Origin of the sequence: Acinetobacter sp. UBA3106, from assembly GCA_002365595.1 — a bacterium.
Classification (GTDB): domain Bacteria; phylum Pseudomonadota; class Gammaproteobacteria; order Pseudomonadales; family Moraxellaceae; genus Acinetobacter.
On the sequence record DFAM01000009.1, the window covers coordinates 39,448 to 57,131 of the forward strand.

The window sequence follows — 17,684 nt, forward strand, 5'->3', positions numbered from 1 at the left end:
TTAATTGCTCTCTGCTACCCTTATCCTAGTCCTCTCCCACTGGGAGAGGAAGATCAACCCTTAGTTTTTGGTAAAAAAGAGAGCTTTAAAATGACACCATTTTCCCCGGATTAATTAAAGCCCCTAATCCATATGCACTTTTTGCCATGGGAATCACCACAGGTGCTAAAGCACGACCAAATAAAATATCTTGATGCTGAATACTGCTCAGCATATTGAAATCATCGGCTTTTCCACAGAAATCATCGGCAATAGCTTTCCCAATCCGCACTGTTTGTGCCACACCATGACCACTCCATCCTTGCACAGCATAGATCGGGAATTTATTGCCAAATTTACGGCTGTCCGCAGCACCATTCATGGTCAGATCAGTTGTGCCGCTCCAGACAAAATCAAGTTCTACATTTTGTAACTGTGGGAACACATGTCTGATTCGACCCAATAAATATTGATGGGTTTTTTCAGGATTCCAACAAGAACCTGTACCTTCTCCACCAAATAGTAAACGGTTTTTAGATACACCACGGTAATAATCAATCTGGAATTGTGTGTCATACACCGGTGCATCGCTGGGTAGCAACTCTTTTAAATTAACTTCCAAAGGTGCGGTGGTACAGACATAGGTATAGAATGGAATCGTAGTCTGGTTATGTTCTTTCAATAGTTTAAACGACGCATGATGCACGCCCATCACCACACTTTTACGTGCTTTAATCACACCGCCAGAAGTAGTTACATAAATCCCATCTTCCCGCTCTTCAACAGAAAGTACTTCTGTTTCCTCATAAATCTTGCCGCCATTTTTACAGAAGCCATAAGCCAAACCACGGTTTAAAGCTAGTGGATGAATATGTCCACCCAATGTATCCAGTAAACCGCCGCAGTAGTTGTCAGAATTAATATGCCCCATCAATTCATGTTTACCCATCACTTGAGTATGCGATTCATCCAAAAATTTGCGGGCATCTGACCCCTGAGTCAAACCCACCAAATGCCCTTCATGCACGGCGGCAGTAATATGACCACGCTTACGCTGTAAATCCAGATCGTATTGATCTGCAATCGAATCAATTAAAGCCATGGCTTCGGTTGAGGTGAAATGCCAGAGTTTTTTGGCATCTGCATAACTGAAACGCTCAATCATCTCGGAAGCTTCCCAACGTGCCAAGCCGGGAGTCAGTTGTCCACCATTACGACCTGAAGCTGCGCTGCCAATCCGGTTTTTCTCAACCAGCACAACCTCTACGCCCTGCTCGGATAAATGCAAAGCGGTAGAAGCGCCTAACAAACCACCGCCAATCACCACCACATCACATTCAATATCGGCACTCAAGCTATCAAACTGGCGCCATTGTTCCAGTGAACTTTCATAGTAATTCGCAGGATGCCCAAATGCACCATGCTTTGGATTAATCCAGTTCCATTCCTTGCCACTTTGCTGGTTTACGCTGGCTTTAAACTCTACGTCATTTAAAAATACTGGTTTTTGTATATTCATGTTCATTCTTCCCATCTTCAATTCATTTCAAAATTTGCGGCAATCTTTTAGTAGGCGTTACCAATCACAATATTTTGCTTTTTCAGTTTTTTATAAAGGAAGATTACTACCCCGATAAACAACCATCCGCAGCCAAAAAGAAGGGCTGATCGTTCCAGGTTTAACCATAAACACATGATTACGGCCACAGAGATCAGCGGTAAAATCAGATTCATAAATTTATTTTTAAAGCCTTGGCGTTGTTTCTCTAGCACATAGAATTTCATAAGAACTGAGAAATTTACTGCCGTAAAAGCAATCAGTGCGCCAAAGCTAATCATGCTGACTACAGTGGCTAAATCGAGGACAATCGCCGTTAAGGAAATGAGGCCTATGGTAAGGACTGCATACAGCGGTGTACCTAATTTGCTGTGCAGTTGACCAAAAGTTTCTCTATGAAAAATACCATCTTTACCCATAATATGAATCAGACGGGATGCACTGGCATGGGTTGCCAGACCTGAAGCGAAGGTATTCATAATTTGTGCACACAGAAATACCGACTGGAACAATGCTCCCCCGACATAGAGCACGATTTCCGGTAATGCTTCATCCGGATTGTTAAAACGCACGTTACTCGGAAAATACAGTTGGATAAACCACGAAGCAGTGATGAAAATTGTTCCACCCATTAAAGTGGTCAAGATAACTGCACGCGGAATGGTACGTTTTGGATCTTTGGTTTCATGCGACATGGTGGTCACGGCATCAAAGCCCAAGAATGAGAAACATAGAATGGAGGCACCCGCAATCAATGGCAGAATTGATGTATCACCATTAAATAACGGAGCAACTGTGAGCACATGCTCATAACCTTGTGATGATCCAACACCTTGAATGACCAGATAAACAAATAGCCCCATCAACAACAGCGGTGCCAAGACAAAGATCAAGCTGAGATTGGCTAAGATATTAATACGGAAACAATTGATCAGTGTAACAAGTCCCGCAAACAGACTCACCCAAACCCAATATTGCACATCTGGAATCACTGCTTCCAAATAAATTCCTGCCAGTAATGCATTGACTAATGGCAGTAAAATATAGTCCAGTAAGGAACACCAACCCACAAAAAATCCTGCCTTTGCACCACAAGATTCTGCTGTATAAGTATAGGCTGAACCCGATTTATCACTAATACGACTAAAACGTGCATAACTAAAAGCAGTCAGCAGCATTGCAGCCAAGGCTAAAATATAGGCCAGAGGTACACGTCCATCCGTGATCCCTGAAACAATACCAAAAGTATCAAACACCACCATCGGTGTCATATACGCGATACCAATAATCACCACTTGCCATAAAGACATTTTCTTGAAAGAAACTTGCATTTTTTTCATGCATGTCACCTGAACATTATTTATTTGAGTTGTTTGTTCATTTGCAATGACTATGCCATATAATAAAAATATAAATATTTAACTCAGGCGAGATTAAATGCCAAAGTACAGTTTAGAAACTCGAAAAGCAGCCATTCAAATGTATAAAAAAACCGATTACAAGGTGGCAGTTTGTAAAGAATTCAACATCTCTCGTGTGACTTTAGATGCCTGGATTAAGCTGGAAGAAGAAACAGGAGATTTACTACCAAAACCAGCAAAAAACCGTGGTGCTCCCAGCCACATTAAGAACTGGAATGAATTTCAAGTATTTGTAAAGAATACAAAATTTCAAAACATCAGTGATCTTGTACCTTTGTTTGAACAACGCTTTGGCTATGCAGTTTCATATGCCGTTCTGGTACGTGCCATTCATATTTTAGGGCTACGTCGTCGCCGCGGTCGCTTTTATTCTTAAGTCTAGAATTAACCAAAATTCAAAATAAAAACAGAAATTAAATTTATAAAAATAAATGTACATTAATGTATAGTTATTTTATTAAAAAAGTAATTTTTAAATATTAAAAACGTATAATAATTAAAATAAAAATGTAAAATATAAATATTAAAAACGTAAAATATTTTAATTAAAAAAGTATGTTATAAAAATTAAAAAGGTAATGTTGATTTTTATAAAGTAGCTAAAGTAACGCACAATTTTTAATAAGTGGTACATTAAGGTGCATAAAAAAAGGCAGCTTTTGCTGCCTTTTTTATGGTCAATTTATATTATTGATACATCGGCTGATTGTCGTTTAAACGGATGATGCCACGAATGGCCCGATAGACAATCCAGATCCAGGCAACACCAATTACCACTAGGCAGAATGCACTTGCGCCTAAGGCAACTCCAGTAAATACATCCATGTTTTCACCGGTAAAGAATAGAAAAATAAAAGGAATAAAAGCGAGAATATTCCAGAATAAATACCACCAGAAGGTACGAATTTGCCAGGTAAAATGGCTTTCAAAAATGGAACCGCGCACATCGTTACGTTTCATGTAATTAATAATCAGCGCAATAACTGCTAATAAACCGCCGGTAAAAATAGCAATAATATAAAGTATATACAGAACTAGAGTCAGGGTACGGTTGGGATCTTGATCGATAGAATAATTCATTGTTATACCTTTTAAAGTAATTATTCTCTTTTAAAATTTAATTACATTTAAAGGAGAAATCAGCCATAAAATTAAAAGTATGTTTAAGGCTATGGTACAAAAATAAATTTTTCTAAACGGTTGTTTTTGTGTTTTATGTCGCATTTTTTCTTGCGCGAGCCATGCGGTAGGCCAACCACCAAGAAAAGATAACAGATGCAGAGTTTGCTCAGGTACACGGCGATTGCCCTGTAAAGCAGCTTCTTTATCTTGGGCATACATCCAGTAAGTTATGGCATTAATCACGCTAATAAATAACAGCACCATGCCACTTAATAAGTCGAGTATGGTAAACACAGCCAAAGCCAAAATATAACCAACACAGGCAATTTGCATCGGTTTTAATTTTTGTGCCGGTTGATTGGAATTTTTCGGCTTGTTTACTTTTTTTTGAGTTTGCGAGGCTTTCAGATAGATGACCTGCTGGGCGCGATAACGTCCATCCCCATCCAGCAATACGGTATATTCAAGGGCACAACCTACAATCGGACGTGGTCCCTGACGCATAAAATCCTTTATATGTAAAAACACGCGATCTTTCGAGGCATCATTGGGCTGAATAAAGCCGTAGCCTTTATCATCATACCATTCGACCAATCGCCCCTGATCACGCATTTTTATGTCCTATCTCAAGCCGTCACAAATTTTAGTCGTTCCACCAGCATATTACGCATTTCCAAAGGATTTTTCTGAAGAATATCATCTCCAGTACGTCCTTGTTGTGCATTTTTTTGTGCGACTTGTAAACGCATCAACCAAAAACGTGCTGCTGCCATGGCCAAGTAGATTTCCAGACAGGATTTTTCGTCCTCGGTCAGTGGACGCACCGTTTCATAGGCTTCTAAAAAGGCTTGGGCTTTCGCTTCATTTAAATATACTTCCGGATATTCGGTACAGAAGTCATTTAAGGTAATCGCAATATCAAATAGGAACTCGTCTTTATTGAGCTCGTAAAAATCCAGGATGCCTTTTAACTCATTACCGTCAAACAAGGTATTGTCACGGAACAAGTCAGAATGAATAAAGCCCTTGGGACGATTTGGATAGACTGCAGTGAGCGCATCATACAGCCCCAACAATTCACTAAGCAAAATAGCATCTGCCGGATTTAACGTCGGTTTTAATTCTTTGGCCACTTGCAACCAGTAATCATGGTTACGATATTCGGCACGCTCCAGGGGAAAATCCTGTAAGGCAATATGAATTTTTGCCTGAGCCACGGCAATGGCCTGTGCTTGTTCCAGGGTTGATGGCATAGGATGTTCACCCAGCATACGTGGTGCAATTTGCGCCGGCTTATTTTTAAGGCTATGAATGGCCTTACCCGCATAATTTAACGGTACAGGTACAGCTACCCCCTGTTGACCCAAATGCTCAAGTACCGGAACCAGCTCCCCTGCGCCTTGCTCATCCATCTCTTCAAACACGGTCAACACATACTGCTTTGCATTTTCACAGACTAAAAAATAGTTTGTATTTTGAATACCTCCTTGAATCGGAATCAGGTCAATCACCTCTAATCCATAAGGTGCTGCAAAAGCCTGAACTTCCTGTAAAGTCAAAGTGGTATAAACCGACATAGAAAACCTGCGAAAAAACTTACATAATTTTGATAGAATACCTTCTACAACTACCAAGGTGTAGCACCTTCGTGGCGAAGTTTCATAATCGGCTGTTATTTTTGGAAAAAATTATGCTTGCTAAACGTATTATTCCTTGCCTTGACGTAGATAATGGTCGAGTGGTGAAAGGTGTACAATTCCTTGATATTCGTGATGCAGGCGATCCGGTTGAAGTAGCACGCCGTTATAATGAACAAGGTGCCGATGAAATTACCTTCCTGGACATTACCGCAACCTCAAGCGGCCGCGATACCACGTACCGTACTGTTGAACGCATGGCTGAAAGCGTCTTTGTTCCCCTCACCGTAGGTGGTGGTGTGCGTAAGGTGGAAGATATCCGCCTGTTGCTGAATGCGGGTGCAGATAAAGTCAGCATTAACTCGGCTGCGGTATTTAACCCGGAATTTGTTCAGGAAGCTTCGCAGCGCTTTGGCGCACAATGTATTGTGGTCGCCATTGATGCCAAGAAAACTGGCGACAACAAATGGGAAATTTTCACCCACGGTGGCCGTAAACCGACCGGGATTGATGCGATTGAATGGGCTGTAAAAATGGCTGATTACGGCGCGGGCGAACTTTTAATTACATCTATGGATGCCGATGGCACCAAAGCCGGTTATGACCTGGCGTTAATGCGCAACATCAATGACCGCGTCACTATTCCAACCATTGCTTCTGGCGGTGTGGGTAACTTGCAGCATTTGGCCGATGGTATTTTAAAAGGCGGCGCAGATGCTGTCCTTGCGGCTTCTATTTTCCACTTTGGTCAATACAGCATTCCGGAAGCCAAACAATATCTGGCTGCACAAGGGATTGAAATGCGTCTCTAAGTGCTCCGGCTAAATACGTGTTGGTCTAAAAAAGAGTGGTTCCCCCACTCTTTTTTATTCATAGAGCAATTTTGCAATCAAACCAGCATAAAAATTACAGATAAAAAAAGGGAGTCCTGAAGACTCCCTATAAACCAAGAAAACTACAGCGCGGTTTCTTGAAATTAACAACAATAAAATGACATATACAGTGACTTATCAAGCTAACTTGGCCGACCTGATAACGAAAACAAATATATAACAAAAAAATAACCAATACATTGACGATTAGTGCCGAAAACATTGACAAATTACGACAAGGTCTTGAAAACAGGGACTTCTGGCTAATTTTTTGTGACGAATACATGCTCAAAAAATTTACACTTCATTTTGAGTAAATTAATTATCTACCTTGTTGGTCCACCCATTTTGCCGGAAAGTAACGATCAGCCATCCCGTTCAACAAATTTGATACTGGGCGAGGAAGCATAATTCCTAATGGATTTTTTTCCTGTAAATCTGGTGATGAAATTACTCGAGTTCCCAAAAGGTAATCAAACCACGGCTTGGTCACACACCAGTTGGCATCCTGATTGGAGTTCATATGATGATCATAATGCCAGGGAATTTTTTTCATCGCCCACTCTGGCTCTAAATGAGCACGACGGTGAATATAATAATAATTACAGGCACTATATACCGTAGACAAAGCCATGCCTTTAGATACCGGATAAAATACCGCACCAAAAACACCTGCAACCACAGTCAGGGAAATAACTTCATTCTTAGTACGCCAATTTGCAAGACCTTCGACATAGCCATGATCATGAAATGCCGTTTTTCTGACTTCACGATGATGTTCCCAATGCGACTTCATACTGTCTGGCACAGGGCTATAGCGCGGCTTCCCACTGCGGTGTGTACCATGCAAAATATATTTGTGTGCTACCCATTCAAAACCATTGGCCACCACCAGCCCAACCAAAAATCCTTTCCACATATCTAATTTCTCCCTATCCTATATTGAATATAGGTTATAAAATATGCTAAATATTGACCATAAAATATACAATAAAATTTAATTGATAAATTACGACAATAAAAAGATTTATATGCCACATTCTAAAGACTACACAGGCTCCGTATATGGCGGACTTGGGCATCTGCTATATGCCTATAGTCAGGCCAAAGGCTTAGCTATTTCTGAAAAACTTGAACAAGTTCAAAATCTAGAACGTTTTGACTTCTGTCTTTGGCGTGATTTGCTGACCGATGTAGATCAGCATCTGCAAATTCCGGCATTAGGCCTGGATATTGCCGAACATGTTCAGCCTAAACATTTAGGCATCATTGCCTATATTGCCCTGTCCTGCAACACTTTGGGGGAAGCGCTATACCGTTATCATGATTTTCATCGACTGATCTATGATGGCAGCACCTTAGAACTCAGTATACAGGATGACTATCTTGCTATTGGCTGGGGATATATCCCCTTTCATTTGACCACACAAATCACGCATGAAAACGCCATTGCCTTGATGGTGCAGTTTCTGAAACATTTTCTGGATTTTAAAGATATTCATATACATGAAGTGCACTTTATTCATCCTGCCCCCAAAAATGTAGCCATCTATGAACAATACTTCAATTGCAAAGTCCTATTTTCACAACCAAAGGCTCAACTTATTGCCCCCATTCATCAGCTGACTAAACCTATACGTCAGGGTGACCAAACTTTGCAGCATTTGCTGATGCAACAAGCCCATGCGCTATTAGATAAGCTTCCCAATTCCACCCAGCTGGATCATCGGCTGCAACAAGCCATTCTTATCGGGCTGCAAAAAAACCAGTATCAAATCGAACCTATTGCCAAACAGTTACATATGTCGGTACGCCAACTACAACGCCATTTGCAACAACAAGACACCACCTATCAGCAACGCATGCAAGAAGTACGACATTTATTGGCGGAGCAATATTTAAAGAACCGACATCTCAGCCTGCAAGAAATTGCCTTATTGCTGGGCTATTCCGAGCAAAGTGTATTCCAGCGTGCATTTAAGCAGTGGACAAGCATGACACCGCAGCAATGGCGACAACAACAATATGCATAAAAATGCTTCCAGCTGCTGGTATAAAGGTCATTTCTCCTGATTATGTTGAAATTGAGAAATGTTCAATTTATCGATTAATAGAAAATGTCCTAAATGATAAAAAGAAAATGAATAACTACATCTGGAGAATAATTTAGTGGCCTTTTTTGCACAAACTGTAGCTTTAAGTCAACTCTGGCTATTCTCTAGGTAGTCCCGATTTTGGGTGCCATTTTTGGCGCGCTCATTTATAAAGGAGTGGCTTCGGAAAAAGCTAAAAATTCTCGCCATAAAAAAAGCTCACCTCGGTGAACTTTTTTATGTTCCACATGGAACATGCGACGGCTTATAAAAATGGATTTTCAATTTCCTGTTCATCTTGCCGATCAATTTTTTCCGGAAGATGAGCTTCATTTTCTAAAGCACTGACCACGGCATTTATATAAGTCTGCAACGCTTTGGCAGCCTGCAGTCCGGCCTGATCTTTGGTGAGCTGTAAATTGCCATAAATACTGACACAGTCTTCTTGGTTCTCTAAGGTGAGGTCGTGAATGGCATGCGATTCCGTGCCATTTTCAAAAGGCTTAAACATTGTATTCTCACTGATCTTTGTTGTTATTTAAAAGTAGGATGATGATTCTCATCCTACCTAAAAAGAGCTTATTTCAACAACTGTAAAATGTACTGCAACAACCCTTCAATCAATTGCTTAACTATCGCATCTTGAGTGTTTGGATCAATTGTAGGCGCACTGCCCTTATTCTCACCCGATGCTGCAGCAGCGGAAGGTGTTGAACTTACAGATGAAGATTTAAACTTTTTCTGCAAAGCAGTAAGCTCATCTGCACTGACCTCTTCCGCACATTGGCTTTCTGCATCCCAATGGGAATAGGCAATTTTCTGGCTTGCTTTCACAGCACTGGCCTTTAACGGCAAATTATAAGTATTGCGCTTTTGATCTTCAGTTAACTGCGGGAAAATATTAATTCCTGTCAAATCTTCCAGGGCACAAATACTGATCACCTGCACTTTTGGCGCAGTATCTTTCAGGGTATTGTCCGCATAGTACACCCCTGCCGCGCCTGTTTTTGGCAGGTAGATGGCTTTATAGGTGGCTGTCGGGACAATCACCCCATTACCAATTGTCTTCAGCTTTTTAGCGGAATACACCGGTCCCGTGACAATATAGACCTCTTGCTTCTGTTTGGTGACAATGGCACGAGTCGCCTCTTCCAGCTCTCGCCATACCTGCTGATTATTCTTCGGTGCCTGCGGTACCATGTTGGCCAATGAGAAGCTGTCAAACTGCGCATTTTTATTTGGCATATCGGCATTCGGGGCCATATGTCCACGGTCATAACCTGAAGCTTTATAGTCAGCCAAGGTCGCGCGATATTCTGCTTTTACAGCGGTTTCTTCATGAAAGTTGTCTTCACGTGGAATTTTCTGGCTCAAGCGCTGCGGAGTTAAAGCTTCTGCTACCCACAAAGGGGTTTTAGACACTCCCGAATACATGACATTAAAGCCATTAAAGCACAGCGGAAAGGCATTTTTATTCAGGCTTTCTTTGGACAGATAAGGCGGAATATCGCGGTAAAACTGATCCAGACATGCCGAGTTGGATGAAGATGGCAAGGAAACTAGCTGTTGAATTTTTTCTTGTCCAAAAGCAATTGCAAAACTGCTAGTCGCCACTACGCCCAAAATAATTTTTAAACTATTCTGCTTTAGAATTTGCGTCAAAGATTGACCAGCTTTACGTTTCTTTATTGCCATTTTGAGACCAACCCCCATTTTTCACGAGCTTAACAAGCAGAGAAAATGAAGTATATGTAGCAAATTTTATTTGCTTAACATTTAGGCTAAAATTGTTCAACAAAAGCACAATTGTTGTAACAGTATGTCTAATTTTCTAAAGCTTTTATAACAAGTCTTACTAGCTTTACGTATGTTTGATTGAAAAACCGATGATGCTTATGACAAGGTAAAAATACGCAAAAAATCTGAATAATGATTGTTACGGAGTATTTTATGCAGTTTAAGCTTTTAGGTTTAAGTCTAGTGACGGGAATGATGAGTGCAACGGCATTTGCAGAACCGCCTATTCAACCAGGCGATACTTTAGAAAGTTTATCTAAAGTTAAACTCAGCACCACGGTAAATGGTCAGGCGGGTTCTATTGAAGAATTAGTAAGCAGTGGCCAAATCCGTATTGTGGATGCAGGTCAAATTGCTGCTGCGGCTAATCCGGCTGGTTCTGAGACCGAAATGCAAACCAGTGCTGTAGCAGAAAATACTGCATCTCAAGCGGCCCCACAAAATGCTGACCTAAATACAACAGCACAGAATGCTGAGTCAACTCAAGCTGTATCTGAAACCGAAGTACAGACAACCTCAGTTTCTGATGCTACTGCTGTACAAGGTACAGAGATGAATACAGCGGCACAAGCTGTTGATCCGGCTACAGCGCAAGCAAATACGGCAGCTGTTGAGCAAACAGCTCAAGCTACATCTGAAAATGTAGATCCAATGCAACCAAATACTGAATTGGCCGCACAACAGGCAGAGCAAGTTGCTGATCAAGAGATCGCAGCTGCACCAGTCAATGAGTCTCCTGCTGACGTACAACAAGCGAATGCAGCGAATATGTCTCAAGCAGGTGCAACCAATCAATCTGCTGCTTTAGCTCCGGCAGATACGACTGAAGCTAATGCACCTCAGGAAGCCTTTGCAGCAACTCCTGAAGCAACACAGCCAGATGATGCAGTGCAAGCAGCACCAGAAGCTGTTGTGACAGATGCGCCAGTAAATGCCGCTCCTGAAGCACCAATGGCTGAAGCAACAGAGAACTAATCACACTCTTTTTCAGGCTTTCATCCTCCAAATAAAAAACCAAGGATTTTCCACCTTGGTTTTTTATTGTCCGCAAAAAAAAAATTAAATTTAGTTAAATTTCAATTTGACTGCCCAATTCAACCACACGATTGGGAGGAATCTGGTAAAAGTCACTGACCGGACTGGTATTACGCTGCATGGAAATAAACAGTTTTTCACGCCATGGTGATAAGCCTTCACCGACCGTATGAATCAGTCGATCTCGCGAAATAAAGAAGCTCATTTGCATCATGTCGAATTCAAAACCTAACTCTTGATAGGCCTGTTCTAAGGCTTCAGGAATGTTCGGCTGATCTTTAAAACCGTAATACAATGAAATACGGTAGAAACGGTTATCCATTTTTTCAATCTTACAGCGCTCTTCCCGAGCCACATAAGGAATATCACGGGTATTCACAGTCACCATGAGATTCAGCTCATGCAGAACCTTATTATGCTTAATATTGTGCAACATGGCATGCGGCACAATATTCGGCGTACCGGTCAGGAATACGGCTGTGCCTGGAACAAATTGGGTTTCAGCACTCATGCCAATGCTTTTGATAAACAGATCAATCGGCAAGGCATCTTTTTCCAAACGTGCCAGCAGAATTTCACGGCCTGCTTTCCAGGTCATTAAAATGGTATATACCGCAGCGCCAATCATAATTGGCACCCATCCTCCAGAAAGAATTTTTAATGAGGTCGATGCGACAAAAACCAGATCTATCAACAAGAATGGCACAGCAAATAATAAGACTTTCCATACTGACCAGCGCCAAAAACCATAAGCCAGAAATGAAATCAGAATGGTTCCGCAGAGCATGGTCATGGTCACGGCGACACCATAAGCACTGGCTAAATTAGCACTGTTTTCAAACAATAAAATCAGGATGACGACGGAAATATACAACACCCAATTGATGAAGGGTAAATAGATTTGACCCTGTTCAACATCCGACGTGTGATGCACGGTTAAACGTGGCAAATAGCGCAGCTGAATCGCCTGATTGGTCATGGAAAAAACGCCCGTGATCACGGCTTGTGAGGCAATCACTGCGGCTGCAGTGGCCAGACCAATCATCGGGTACAAGCCCCAGCCTGGCACCAGCATATAGAATGGATTGGCAATCGCATCCGGGTTACGCAGTAATAATGCCCCTTGTCCTGCATAGTTAAAAAGCAGACAAGGTAAAACAATGATGAACCAGGCCAGACGAATCGGTAAGCGACCAAAATGCCCCATATCGGCATATAAAGCTTCCCCGCCGGTCATGGTCAGAATCACCGCGCCCATAGTCAGAAAAGCCACATAAGGCTGATGCACAACAAAATTAAAAGCCCAGTGTGGACTGATCATGGTCAAGACAAAAGGGGTTTGGATAATGCTCCATATCCCCACCGCACCAATCGATAGAAACCATACCAAGGTGAGAGGACCAAAAAATTTCCCCATGGTGGCTGTACCATGCCGTTGGATCAGGAACAATCCGGATAAAATACCAATGGCCAGAGGCATCAGCCACTGGTTAAACATCGGCGTTGCAATGCTCAATCCTTCAATAGCTGATAGTACGGAAATGGCAGGGGTAATAATACCATCACCAAAAAATAATGAAGCACCAATAAAGCCCAGAGCAATCAGATAAATTTTCTTGTTATCGGCAATACGTGTGGTGCGCAGGTTCAATGCCAGTAATGACATGATCCCGCCTTCACCATTGTTGTCTGCACGCATAATGATGGTGACGTATTTGAAACTGATCGTCAGCATGATGCACCAAAAAATCAGTGACAAAATACCAAGAACAGTGGCTTCAGTAATGGCGAGATGTGCAGTGAGGAAACATTGTCGAAGGGCGTACAATGGACTGGTGCCAATGTCTCCAAATACCACCCCAAGCGCTGCAAGGGTAATCACAGGCAAGGCGGCTTTTTGTGCAGTACTTTGCATATTTCGTCTTCGTTTTAGACACTATTTTTTCGCAATCATATCACTGAGCAAAAACTTTTGCTCTAAATCAATTGTTTCAACTTGGCAGAGGGGGTTTTTTTCGCTATTATCGCGACGCAATGGTGAGGTGTCCGAGTGGCTGAAGGAGCACGCCTGGAAAGTGTGTATACGTTTGCGCGTATCGAGGGTTCGAATCCCTCTCTCACCGCCAAGACTCATAATCATGCAGTCACATGATGTCTTAGAAGGCTTAGATCCAAAGGGTTTAAGCCTTTTTTGTTGTTCTATCCTGTTAAAAAAATGATTAAAATTCTTTGATATCGTGCATCAATTATTAGATTTTTTAGTTACTGATGAAACCTGTGCGATTAAATGTTGTAGAAACGATCAATAAAATCACTGCAAGCAATGAAGAAAAAAGCGGCAACAGCGAACTGCCAAGTTCAGCAAAACAGGTTTTTTTATATTTAAACGGGTTTTAAAACCTTATTTATTTTCAAAATATTTCTGACATCCCTGAAAAAATTCCTCATTGAAGTTCATGGAAGGATCATCTTTATCATCATCGCATTGGTCTACAGATTTGAGATTGTCTTGCGCATAGCGATAGCCATAGTATTGCTCTGTCCCCTCCTCGAAGCCTCCAAATTCCTCTTCTTTCATGGACTGAAAATACAAAAATGCCGCAATGGCGATAAGAATAAGTACCACCACCATACTGATAATTTTGGTCTGTCTTGTCATCATTTTCTTATTTCCCTTAAGCCCCTCCGACCTTCAAGCTACAAAAACGATCATCTATCACTCAGGATGAAGTTATAAGAACCGGGCTCCTGATTCAAGGAAAAAAATCCTTTATTTCTGTCGCGTGACAGGATTTTCATTCGGCTTTCTTTGCGGATTGGATGTCCCGATATGCTGATCTGGTTGATCCGGTTGAGGAGTCGGTGGTTTGGGTTGATCGGGTTGAGGATGGGGTGGATTGGGTTGTTCCTGCTGATCAGGATTTTGAATTAAAGGAACTGGCTGTTTTTGCTGGTCTGGCTGTTGGTCATCTTGTTCGGTCATGGGGCTGTCTGTCCTGTGCATTGCGATTGATCATTTGCACTACATCAGCTTTAATTTACGCCTTAAATTTGATCTTCCAACTCAAGCAATGTGTCAATTTCCATCATTGTAAATGTGATATCTCTAGATGATTGATCTGCAACAACTACAATAAAATCCGCTTCACATTGCTTACCAAAAGCCTTCAAAGCCTGATGTTGTATTCACATGCCACAGAAATGGCACAGTTACTGCAAGGTATTATTTAGCAAGTTCAGAAGCTCAATAAATCTATTGAAATATGATCATATAAATGCAATATTTCCATGATAACAATCATCTAACAGAGCCTTAAGTCGACCTATAAAAGCACATTGAACACATAGAAAAACTGCTATTCGGGAGTAGATATGAATACCAGCAATAATTATGTCAAACAAATCAAGAATGCTAAACGTGGTGGTTATACTCCAACAATTGCCAAGGATATTAATAAACATAAAATTCAAAAAGCCCTCCGACTGATCGAACAATGGCGCAAACTGGCCAGCGAACTTAAACCACAAATGCAAATCGATATGGCTTTAACCCTGGAAGAATGTGCGCAAGACCTGGACCAGATTTTAAGGAGTAAATAGTTTTTTAAAATTGAGAACCATTTATTGAATTGACGAGATGACCTGGAAAAATTGAACCCCTCAAGACCAAGTCATCTCTTTCAACCGCTCATTTTTTGGCTTGCGTTTTCAACAAAATTCGCTATTATTCTCTGCACGTTGCCGGCATAGCTCAGTTGGTAGAGCAACTGACTTGTAATCAGTAGGTCCACAGTTCGAATCCGTGTGCCGGCACCATTTTATACTTAGCCTCGCTTTTTAGTGAGGCTTTGTTGTTTTTAGCCTTTGCTTTTAAAAATTAGAACACTCTCCCATGCTCAGGCATTCTTCTTTGCACTGATCTGTACATAATTGACCAAGCCATCCTGATAAAGCTGCTGACAGAGTTTTGCGGTCATGCGAATTTTAAAGGTATCCAGGCCTGTGCCCTGCTTTGGCAATTGCTGCAAATGTTGAAAGTAGTTTGCAAAGCCGTATAAAACCGCTTTGGATATATCCCGAATTTCAATGTCGCTAAAATCATGTTGCTGCAAGGTTTGTTCTAAGATTGATGCCGTCATCAAATGCTCCAGATTCACATCAGCCGCCTTGAGCAGCCATTTATATTTCTGCTGTTGTAGTGCGTTCAAATTCAGCCATTGCTCGGACAGCATTAAATAATGAAAACCCAGCCGGCCTTTTGAATTTAAAACATTGTCCACTGAATCTAGGAATGAATTTAGATTGGAATGATAGGCAGCATCGATACACAGCACCACATCAAAGTGCTGCTTGAAAGGAATGTGCTTTAAATTTAAAAACGATTGCGGGTAAATCGCCGTAATTTGGGGAAAATATTTTTGAATTTGAATGACACAGCTGGCTTGTAATTCCACCGCTTCAATATGCTGAACCCGATAGTGCTGTTGCCAGTACAGCAGACTAGCACCCTGTCCGCAGCCCAGATCTAATAAGCGGTCATTGGAAGTTAAAGCTACCGCTTGCGCCAATTGATTTGCCAACTGACGGCAAGCTGTGGGATAGGACGACATTGCATCATCCCAATAGCCCAGATTGCTCCAGGCGAGTACGGCATCATCTCCTAACTGTTTTGCATTAATGGCATATTTATGTTGAGGAAGTTTTTGCCGAATCGCTTGAAGCCATTTCATATTTTAGTAGCCGAGTTGTGGGGCAACCTCAACTTTAGGTTTTAATCCGGCAAACGGCAATGGCGCACCTAAAATTTCTGCAATATGCATGGCTGAAGTCACGGCAGATTCAAGTACAGGTAAGCCATCACAAGACCAAGAACCGCAATAAAACACTTTACGGTTTAAATCTTTATGACGGGCTTGCAGCTCTTTATTTAATGCCACTGTTTGTGAATCCACCACAGCACGGGTTAAGGTCACCGATGAGATAATTTTTTTCGGATCAATTTCGGTCACCGGCTGCCAGGTTTGGAATACTGGTGATTTACCCACTAAACTTGGCTCAACCGAATTCAGCCAGACGGTGAATTGCTGACGGGTAAATTTACGGTCCATCATGTAGCTGAGTACAGCCCAATCTTTACGTTTTGGCGGCATCACCGATTGATCGGTATGAATCACCAGCTGACCCTGCTCAAATTTAAATTTCTTTAACAGCGCAATATCATCAGCAAATTGTTCATTATCGAGGAATGTTTCAATTTTATTGGTCGGGGTAGCCACAATCACACGGTCAAACACATGTTGTTCGCCCTGTGCATTTTCAACCAGTACGCCCTGCTCTTGTTGCTGAATATGGGTAATGGCAGAACCGCCACGGATTTCAATGCCTTCAACCAGCTTGTCGACCAAGGCCGGTGTACCGCCCTGTAGACGCAATAACGCATCGCCATCGGTTAATTGACGCAAGAAAACCAGCAAGGGTTTTGCCGGCCATTCGCCAATGGTTTTGGGATGACAGGTACAAATGGTATACAGCACCGGCATCACTGCGCCATGCCAGAAAACTTCTTCAATATCATTATTATTAATGAATTCAGCCAAGGTAATGTCTTGGTTTTTAGATTTAAAGAACTTGGCAATAGCCGTCTTCAACTGCAGCATGCCTTTGACCAGGCGCCAGCCATATTGCTGAATGCCCTTACGGTTATTAATGATAGGAAAATTACCAATACGGCTGCGTGAAGTGGTCAGCCAGGTTTCGGTACGGTCTTCAAATAACCAGCTGCAGGCCATATAAGTGCGGACAGGAAAAGTCTGGATACCCAGATAAGCCGCGAGGCTAAGGGTGTTTTTCCACAAATGAGGGTTCATGACACGTAAAGGTGCATCAATCAGACCACCTTCGAATTCAATGCTATGACTATCCATACCACGGCCAGCCAAGGCTTCGAAAATAGTCACGCTATGCCCTGCATCTTTAAGAATTCTTGCGGTAGCTAGCCCAGCCATGCCACTGCCAATAACTGCAATATCCAAAATTATTATCCGTCAGTTACACATAAGATTACTGAAATTATGAACCAAGCGGGGTTAAAAGAGGGTATTAAAATATTCCAGAATGTATCTTTTTAACAAAACTCATCACGATGAATATAAAGCATAAATTTACATTTG

Annotated in this window: 18 protein-coding genes and 2 tRNA genes; 7 read left to right on the forward strand and 13 right to left on the reverse strand. The window is 41.7% G+C overall.

What is annotated here, in order from left to right; genetic code table 11:
- Nucleotides 1–85: 85 nt before the first annotated feature.
- The gene (locus tag B4C48_RS02865; protein WP_409514808.1) at nucleotides 86–1,498 is read right to left on the reverse strand and encodes an NAD(P)/FAD-dependent oxidoreductase; all 1,413 of its coding nucleotides are present in this window, start codon (nucleotides 1,496–1,498) and stop codon (nucleotides 86–88) included.
- Between the two features lie 47 nt (nucleotides 1,499–1,545).
- Complete coding sequence (locus B4C48_RS02870; RefSeq protein WP_291354066.1) at nucleotides 1,546–2,877, reverse strand: APC family permease; 1,332 nt, start codon at nucleotides 2,875–2,877, stop codon at nucleotides 1,546–1,548.
- Nucleotides 2,878–2,974: 97 nt separating this feature from the next.
- On the opposite strand from B4C48_RS02870, the gene B4C48_RS02875 reads away from it, so the two are divergent.
- Nucleotides 2,975–3,334, forward strand: coding sequence for a helix-turn-helix domain-containing protein (locus B4C48_RS02875; RefSeq protein ID WP_291354068.1), 360 nt, complete (start codon nucleotides 2,975–2,977; stop codon nucleotides 3,332–3,334).
- 311 nt (nucleotides 3,335–3,645) lie between these two features.
- Here the strand turns inward: B4C48_RS02875 and B4C48_RS02880 are convergent, their stop codons facing one another.
- From B4C48_RS02880 to B4C48_RS02890, 3 genes are read right to left on the reverse strand one after another with little or no spacing between them, the layout of a single operon-like run.
- On the reverse strand, nucleotides 3,646–4,038 hold the full coding sequence (locus tag B4C48_RS02880; RefSeq protein ID WP_291354070.1) for a DUF4870 family protein: 393 nt from the start codon (nucleotides 4,036–4,038) through the stop codon (nucleotides 3,646–3,648).
- Nucleotides 4,039–4,068: 30 nt separating this feature from the next.
- Nucleotides 4,069–4,692 (reverse strand): DUF1294 domain-containing protein, encoded by a 624-nt coding sequence (locus B4C48_RS02885; RefSeq protein ID WP_291354072.1) that lies wholly within the window; start codon nucleotides 4,690–4,692, stop codon nucleotides 4,069–4,071.
- A gap of 14 nt (nucleotides 4,693–4,706) precedes the next feature.
- Nucleotides 4,707–5,657: a homoserine kinase gene (locus tag B4C48_RS02890; protein ID WP_291354074.1), complete on the reverse strand. Its 951-nt coding sequence runs from the start codon at nucleotides 5,655–5,657 to the stop codon at nucleotides 4,707–4,709.
- Between the two features lie 110 nt (nucleotides 5,658–5,767).
- On the opposite strand from B4C48_RS02890, the gene hisF reads away from it, so the two are divergent.
- Nucleotides 5,768–6,529, forward strand: a complete 762-nt coding sequence (gene hisF, locus B4C48_RS02895; RefSeq protein ID WP_312159069.1) for an imidazole glycerol phosphate synthase subunit HisF — start codon at nucleotides 5,768–5,770, stop codon at nucleotides 6,527–6,529.
- Nucleotides 6,530–6,911: 382 nt separating this feature from the next.
- Here hisF and B4C48_RS02900 read toward each other — a convergent pair whose 3' ends face one another.
- Nucleotides 6,912–7,508 carry a hypothetical protein gene (locus B4C48_RS02900; RefSeq protein WP_291354078.1) on the reverse strand — a complete coding sequence of 199 codons (597 nt, stop codon included), beginning with the start codon at nucleotides 7,506–7,508 and terminating at the stop codon, nucleotides 6,912–6,914.
- A 112-nt stretch (nucleotides 7,509–7,620) separates the two neighbouring features.
- Here B4C48_RS02900 and B4C48_RS02905 point away from each other — a divergent pair, with 112 nt between their 5' ends.
- Nucleotides 7,621–8,622 carry an AraC family transcriptional regulator gene (locus tag B4C48_RS02905; RefSeq protein WP_291354080.1) on the forward strand — a complete coding sequence of 334 codons (1,002 nt, stop codon included), beginning with the start codon at nucleotides 7,621–7,623 and terminating at the stop codon, nucleotides 8,620–8,622.
- A 325-nt stretch (nucleotides 8,623–8,947) separates the two neighbouring features.
- On the opposite strand, the gene B4C48_RS02910 is transcribed toward B4C48_RS02905, so the two are convergent.
- Both B4C48_RS02910 and B4C48_RS02915 read right to left on the reverse strand, forming a co-directional pair.
- Nucleotides 8,948–9,193, reverse strand: a complete 246-nt coding sequence (locus B4C48_RS02910) for a hypothetical protein (protein WP_291354082.1) — start codon at nucleotides 9,191–9,193, stop codon at nucleotides 8,948–8,950.
- Nucleotides 9,194–9,261: 68 nt separating this feature from the next.
- The gene (locus B4C48_RS02915; RefSeq protein ID WP_291354084.1) at nucleotides 9,262–10,377 is read right to left on the reverse strand and encodes a DNA/RNA non-specific endonuclease; all 1,116 of its coding nucleotides are present in this window, start codon (nucleotides 10,375–10,377) and stop codon (nucleotides 9,262–9,264) included.
- Between the two features lie 255 nt (nucleotides 10,378–10,632).
- On the opposite strand from B4C48_RS02915, the gene B4C48_RS02920 reads away from it, so the two are divergent.
- The gene (locus B4C48_RS02920; protein ID WP_291354086.1) at nucleotides 10,633–11,454 is read left to right on the forward strand and encodes a hypothetical protein; all 822 of its coding nucleotides are present in this window, start codon (nucleotides 10,633–10,635) and stop codon (nucleotides 11,452–11,454) included.
- A 94-nt stretch (nucleotides 11,455–11,548) separates the two neighbouring features.
- Here B4C48_RS02920 and B4C48_RS02925 read toward each other — a convergent pair whose 3' ends face one another.
- Nucleotides 11,549–13,429: a potassium transporter Kup gene (locus B4C48_RS02925; RefSeq protein ID WP_291354088.1), complete on the reverse strand. Its 1,881-nt coding sequence runs from the start codon at nucleotides 13,427–13,429 to the stop codon at nucleotides 11,549–11,551.
- A 121-nt stretch (nucleotides 13,430–13,550) separates the two neighbouring features.
- On the opposite strand from B4C48_RS02925, the gene B4C48_RS02930 reads away from it, so the two are divergent.
- Nucleotides 13,551–13,640: transfer RNA gene (locus B4C48_RS02930), tRNA-Ser, on the forward strand.
- A 275-nt stretch (nucleotides 13,641–13,915) separates the two neighbouring features.
- Here the strand turns inward: B4C48_RS02930 and B4C48_RS02935 are convergent.
- Nucleotides 13,916–14,176 (reverse strand): hypothetical protein, encoded by a 261-nt coding sequence (locus tag B4C48_RS02935; RefSeq protein WP_291354090.1) that lies wholly within the window; start codon nucleotides 14,174–14,176, stop codon nucleotides 13,916–13,918.
- A 108-nt stretch (nucleotides 14,177–14,284) separates the two neighbouring features.
- On the reverse strand, nucleotides 14,285–14,497 hold the full coding sequence (locus B4C48_RS02940) for a hypothetical protein (RefSeq protein WP_291354092.1): 213 nt from the start codon (nucleotides 14,495–14,497) through the stop codon (nucleotides 14,285–14,287).
- A 389-nt stretch (nucleotides 14,498–14,886) separates the two neighbouring features.
- On the opposite strand from B4C48_RS02940, the gene B4C48_RS02945 reads away from it, so the two are divergent.
- Together B4C48_RS02945 and B4C48_RS02950 are read left to right on the forward strand one after the other, a co-directional pair.
- Nucleotides 14,887–15,114 carry a hypothetical protein gene (locus B4C48_RS02945; protein WP_291354094.1) on the forward strand — a complete coding sequence of 76 codons (228 nt, stop codon included), beginning with the start codon at nucleotides 14,887–14,889 and terminating at the stop codon, nucleotides 15,112–15,114.
- A 140-nt stretch (nucleotides 15,115–15,254) separates the two neighbouring features.
- Nucleotides 15,255–15,330: transfer RNA gene (locus B4C48_RS02950), tRNA-Thr, on the forward strand.
- A gap of 80 nt (nucleotides 15,331–15,410) precedes the next feature.
- Here B4C48_RS02950 and B4C48_RS02955 read toward each other — a convergent pair.
- Complete coding sequence (locus tag B4C48_RS02955; RefSeq protein WP_291354096.1) at nucleotides 15,411–16,244, reverse strand: SAM-dependent methyltransferase; 834 nt, start codon at nucleotides 16,242–16,244, stop codon at nucleotides 15,411–15,413.
- Nucleotides 16,245–16,247: 3 nt separating this feature from the next.
- A complete protein-coding gene (locus B4C48_RS02960; protein ID WP_291354098.1) occupies nucleotides 16,248–17,546 on the reverse strand; it encodes an FAD-dependent oxidoreductase in 1,299 nt (432 codons plus the stop codon).
- Between the last annotated feature and the right edge of the window lie 138 nt (nucleotides 17,547–17,684).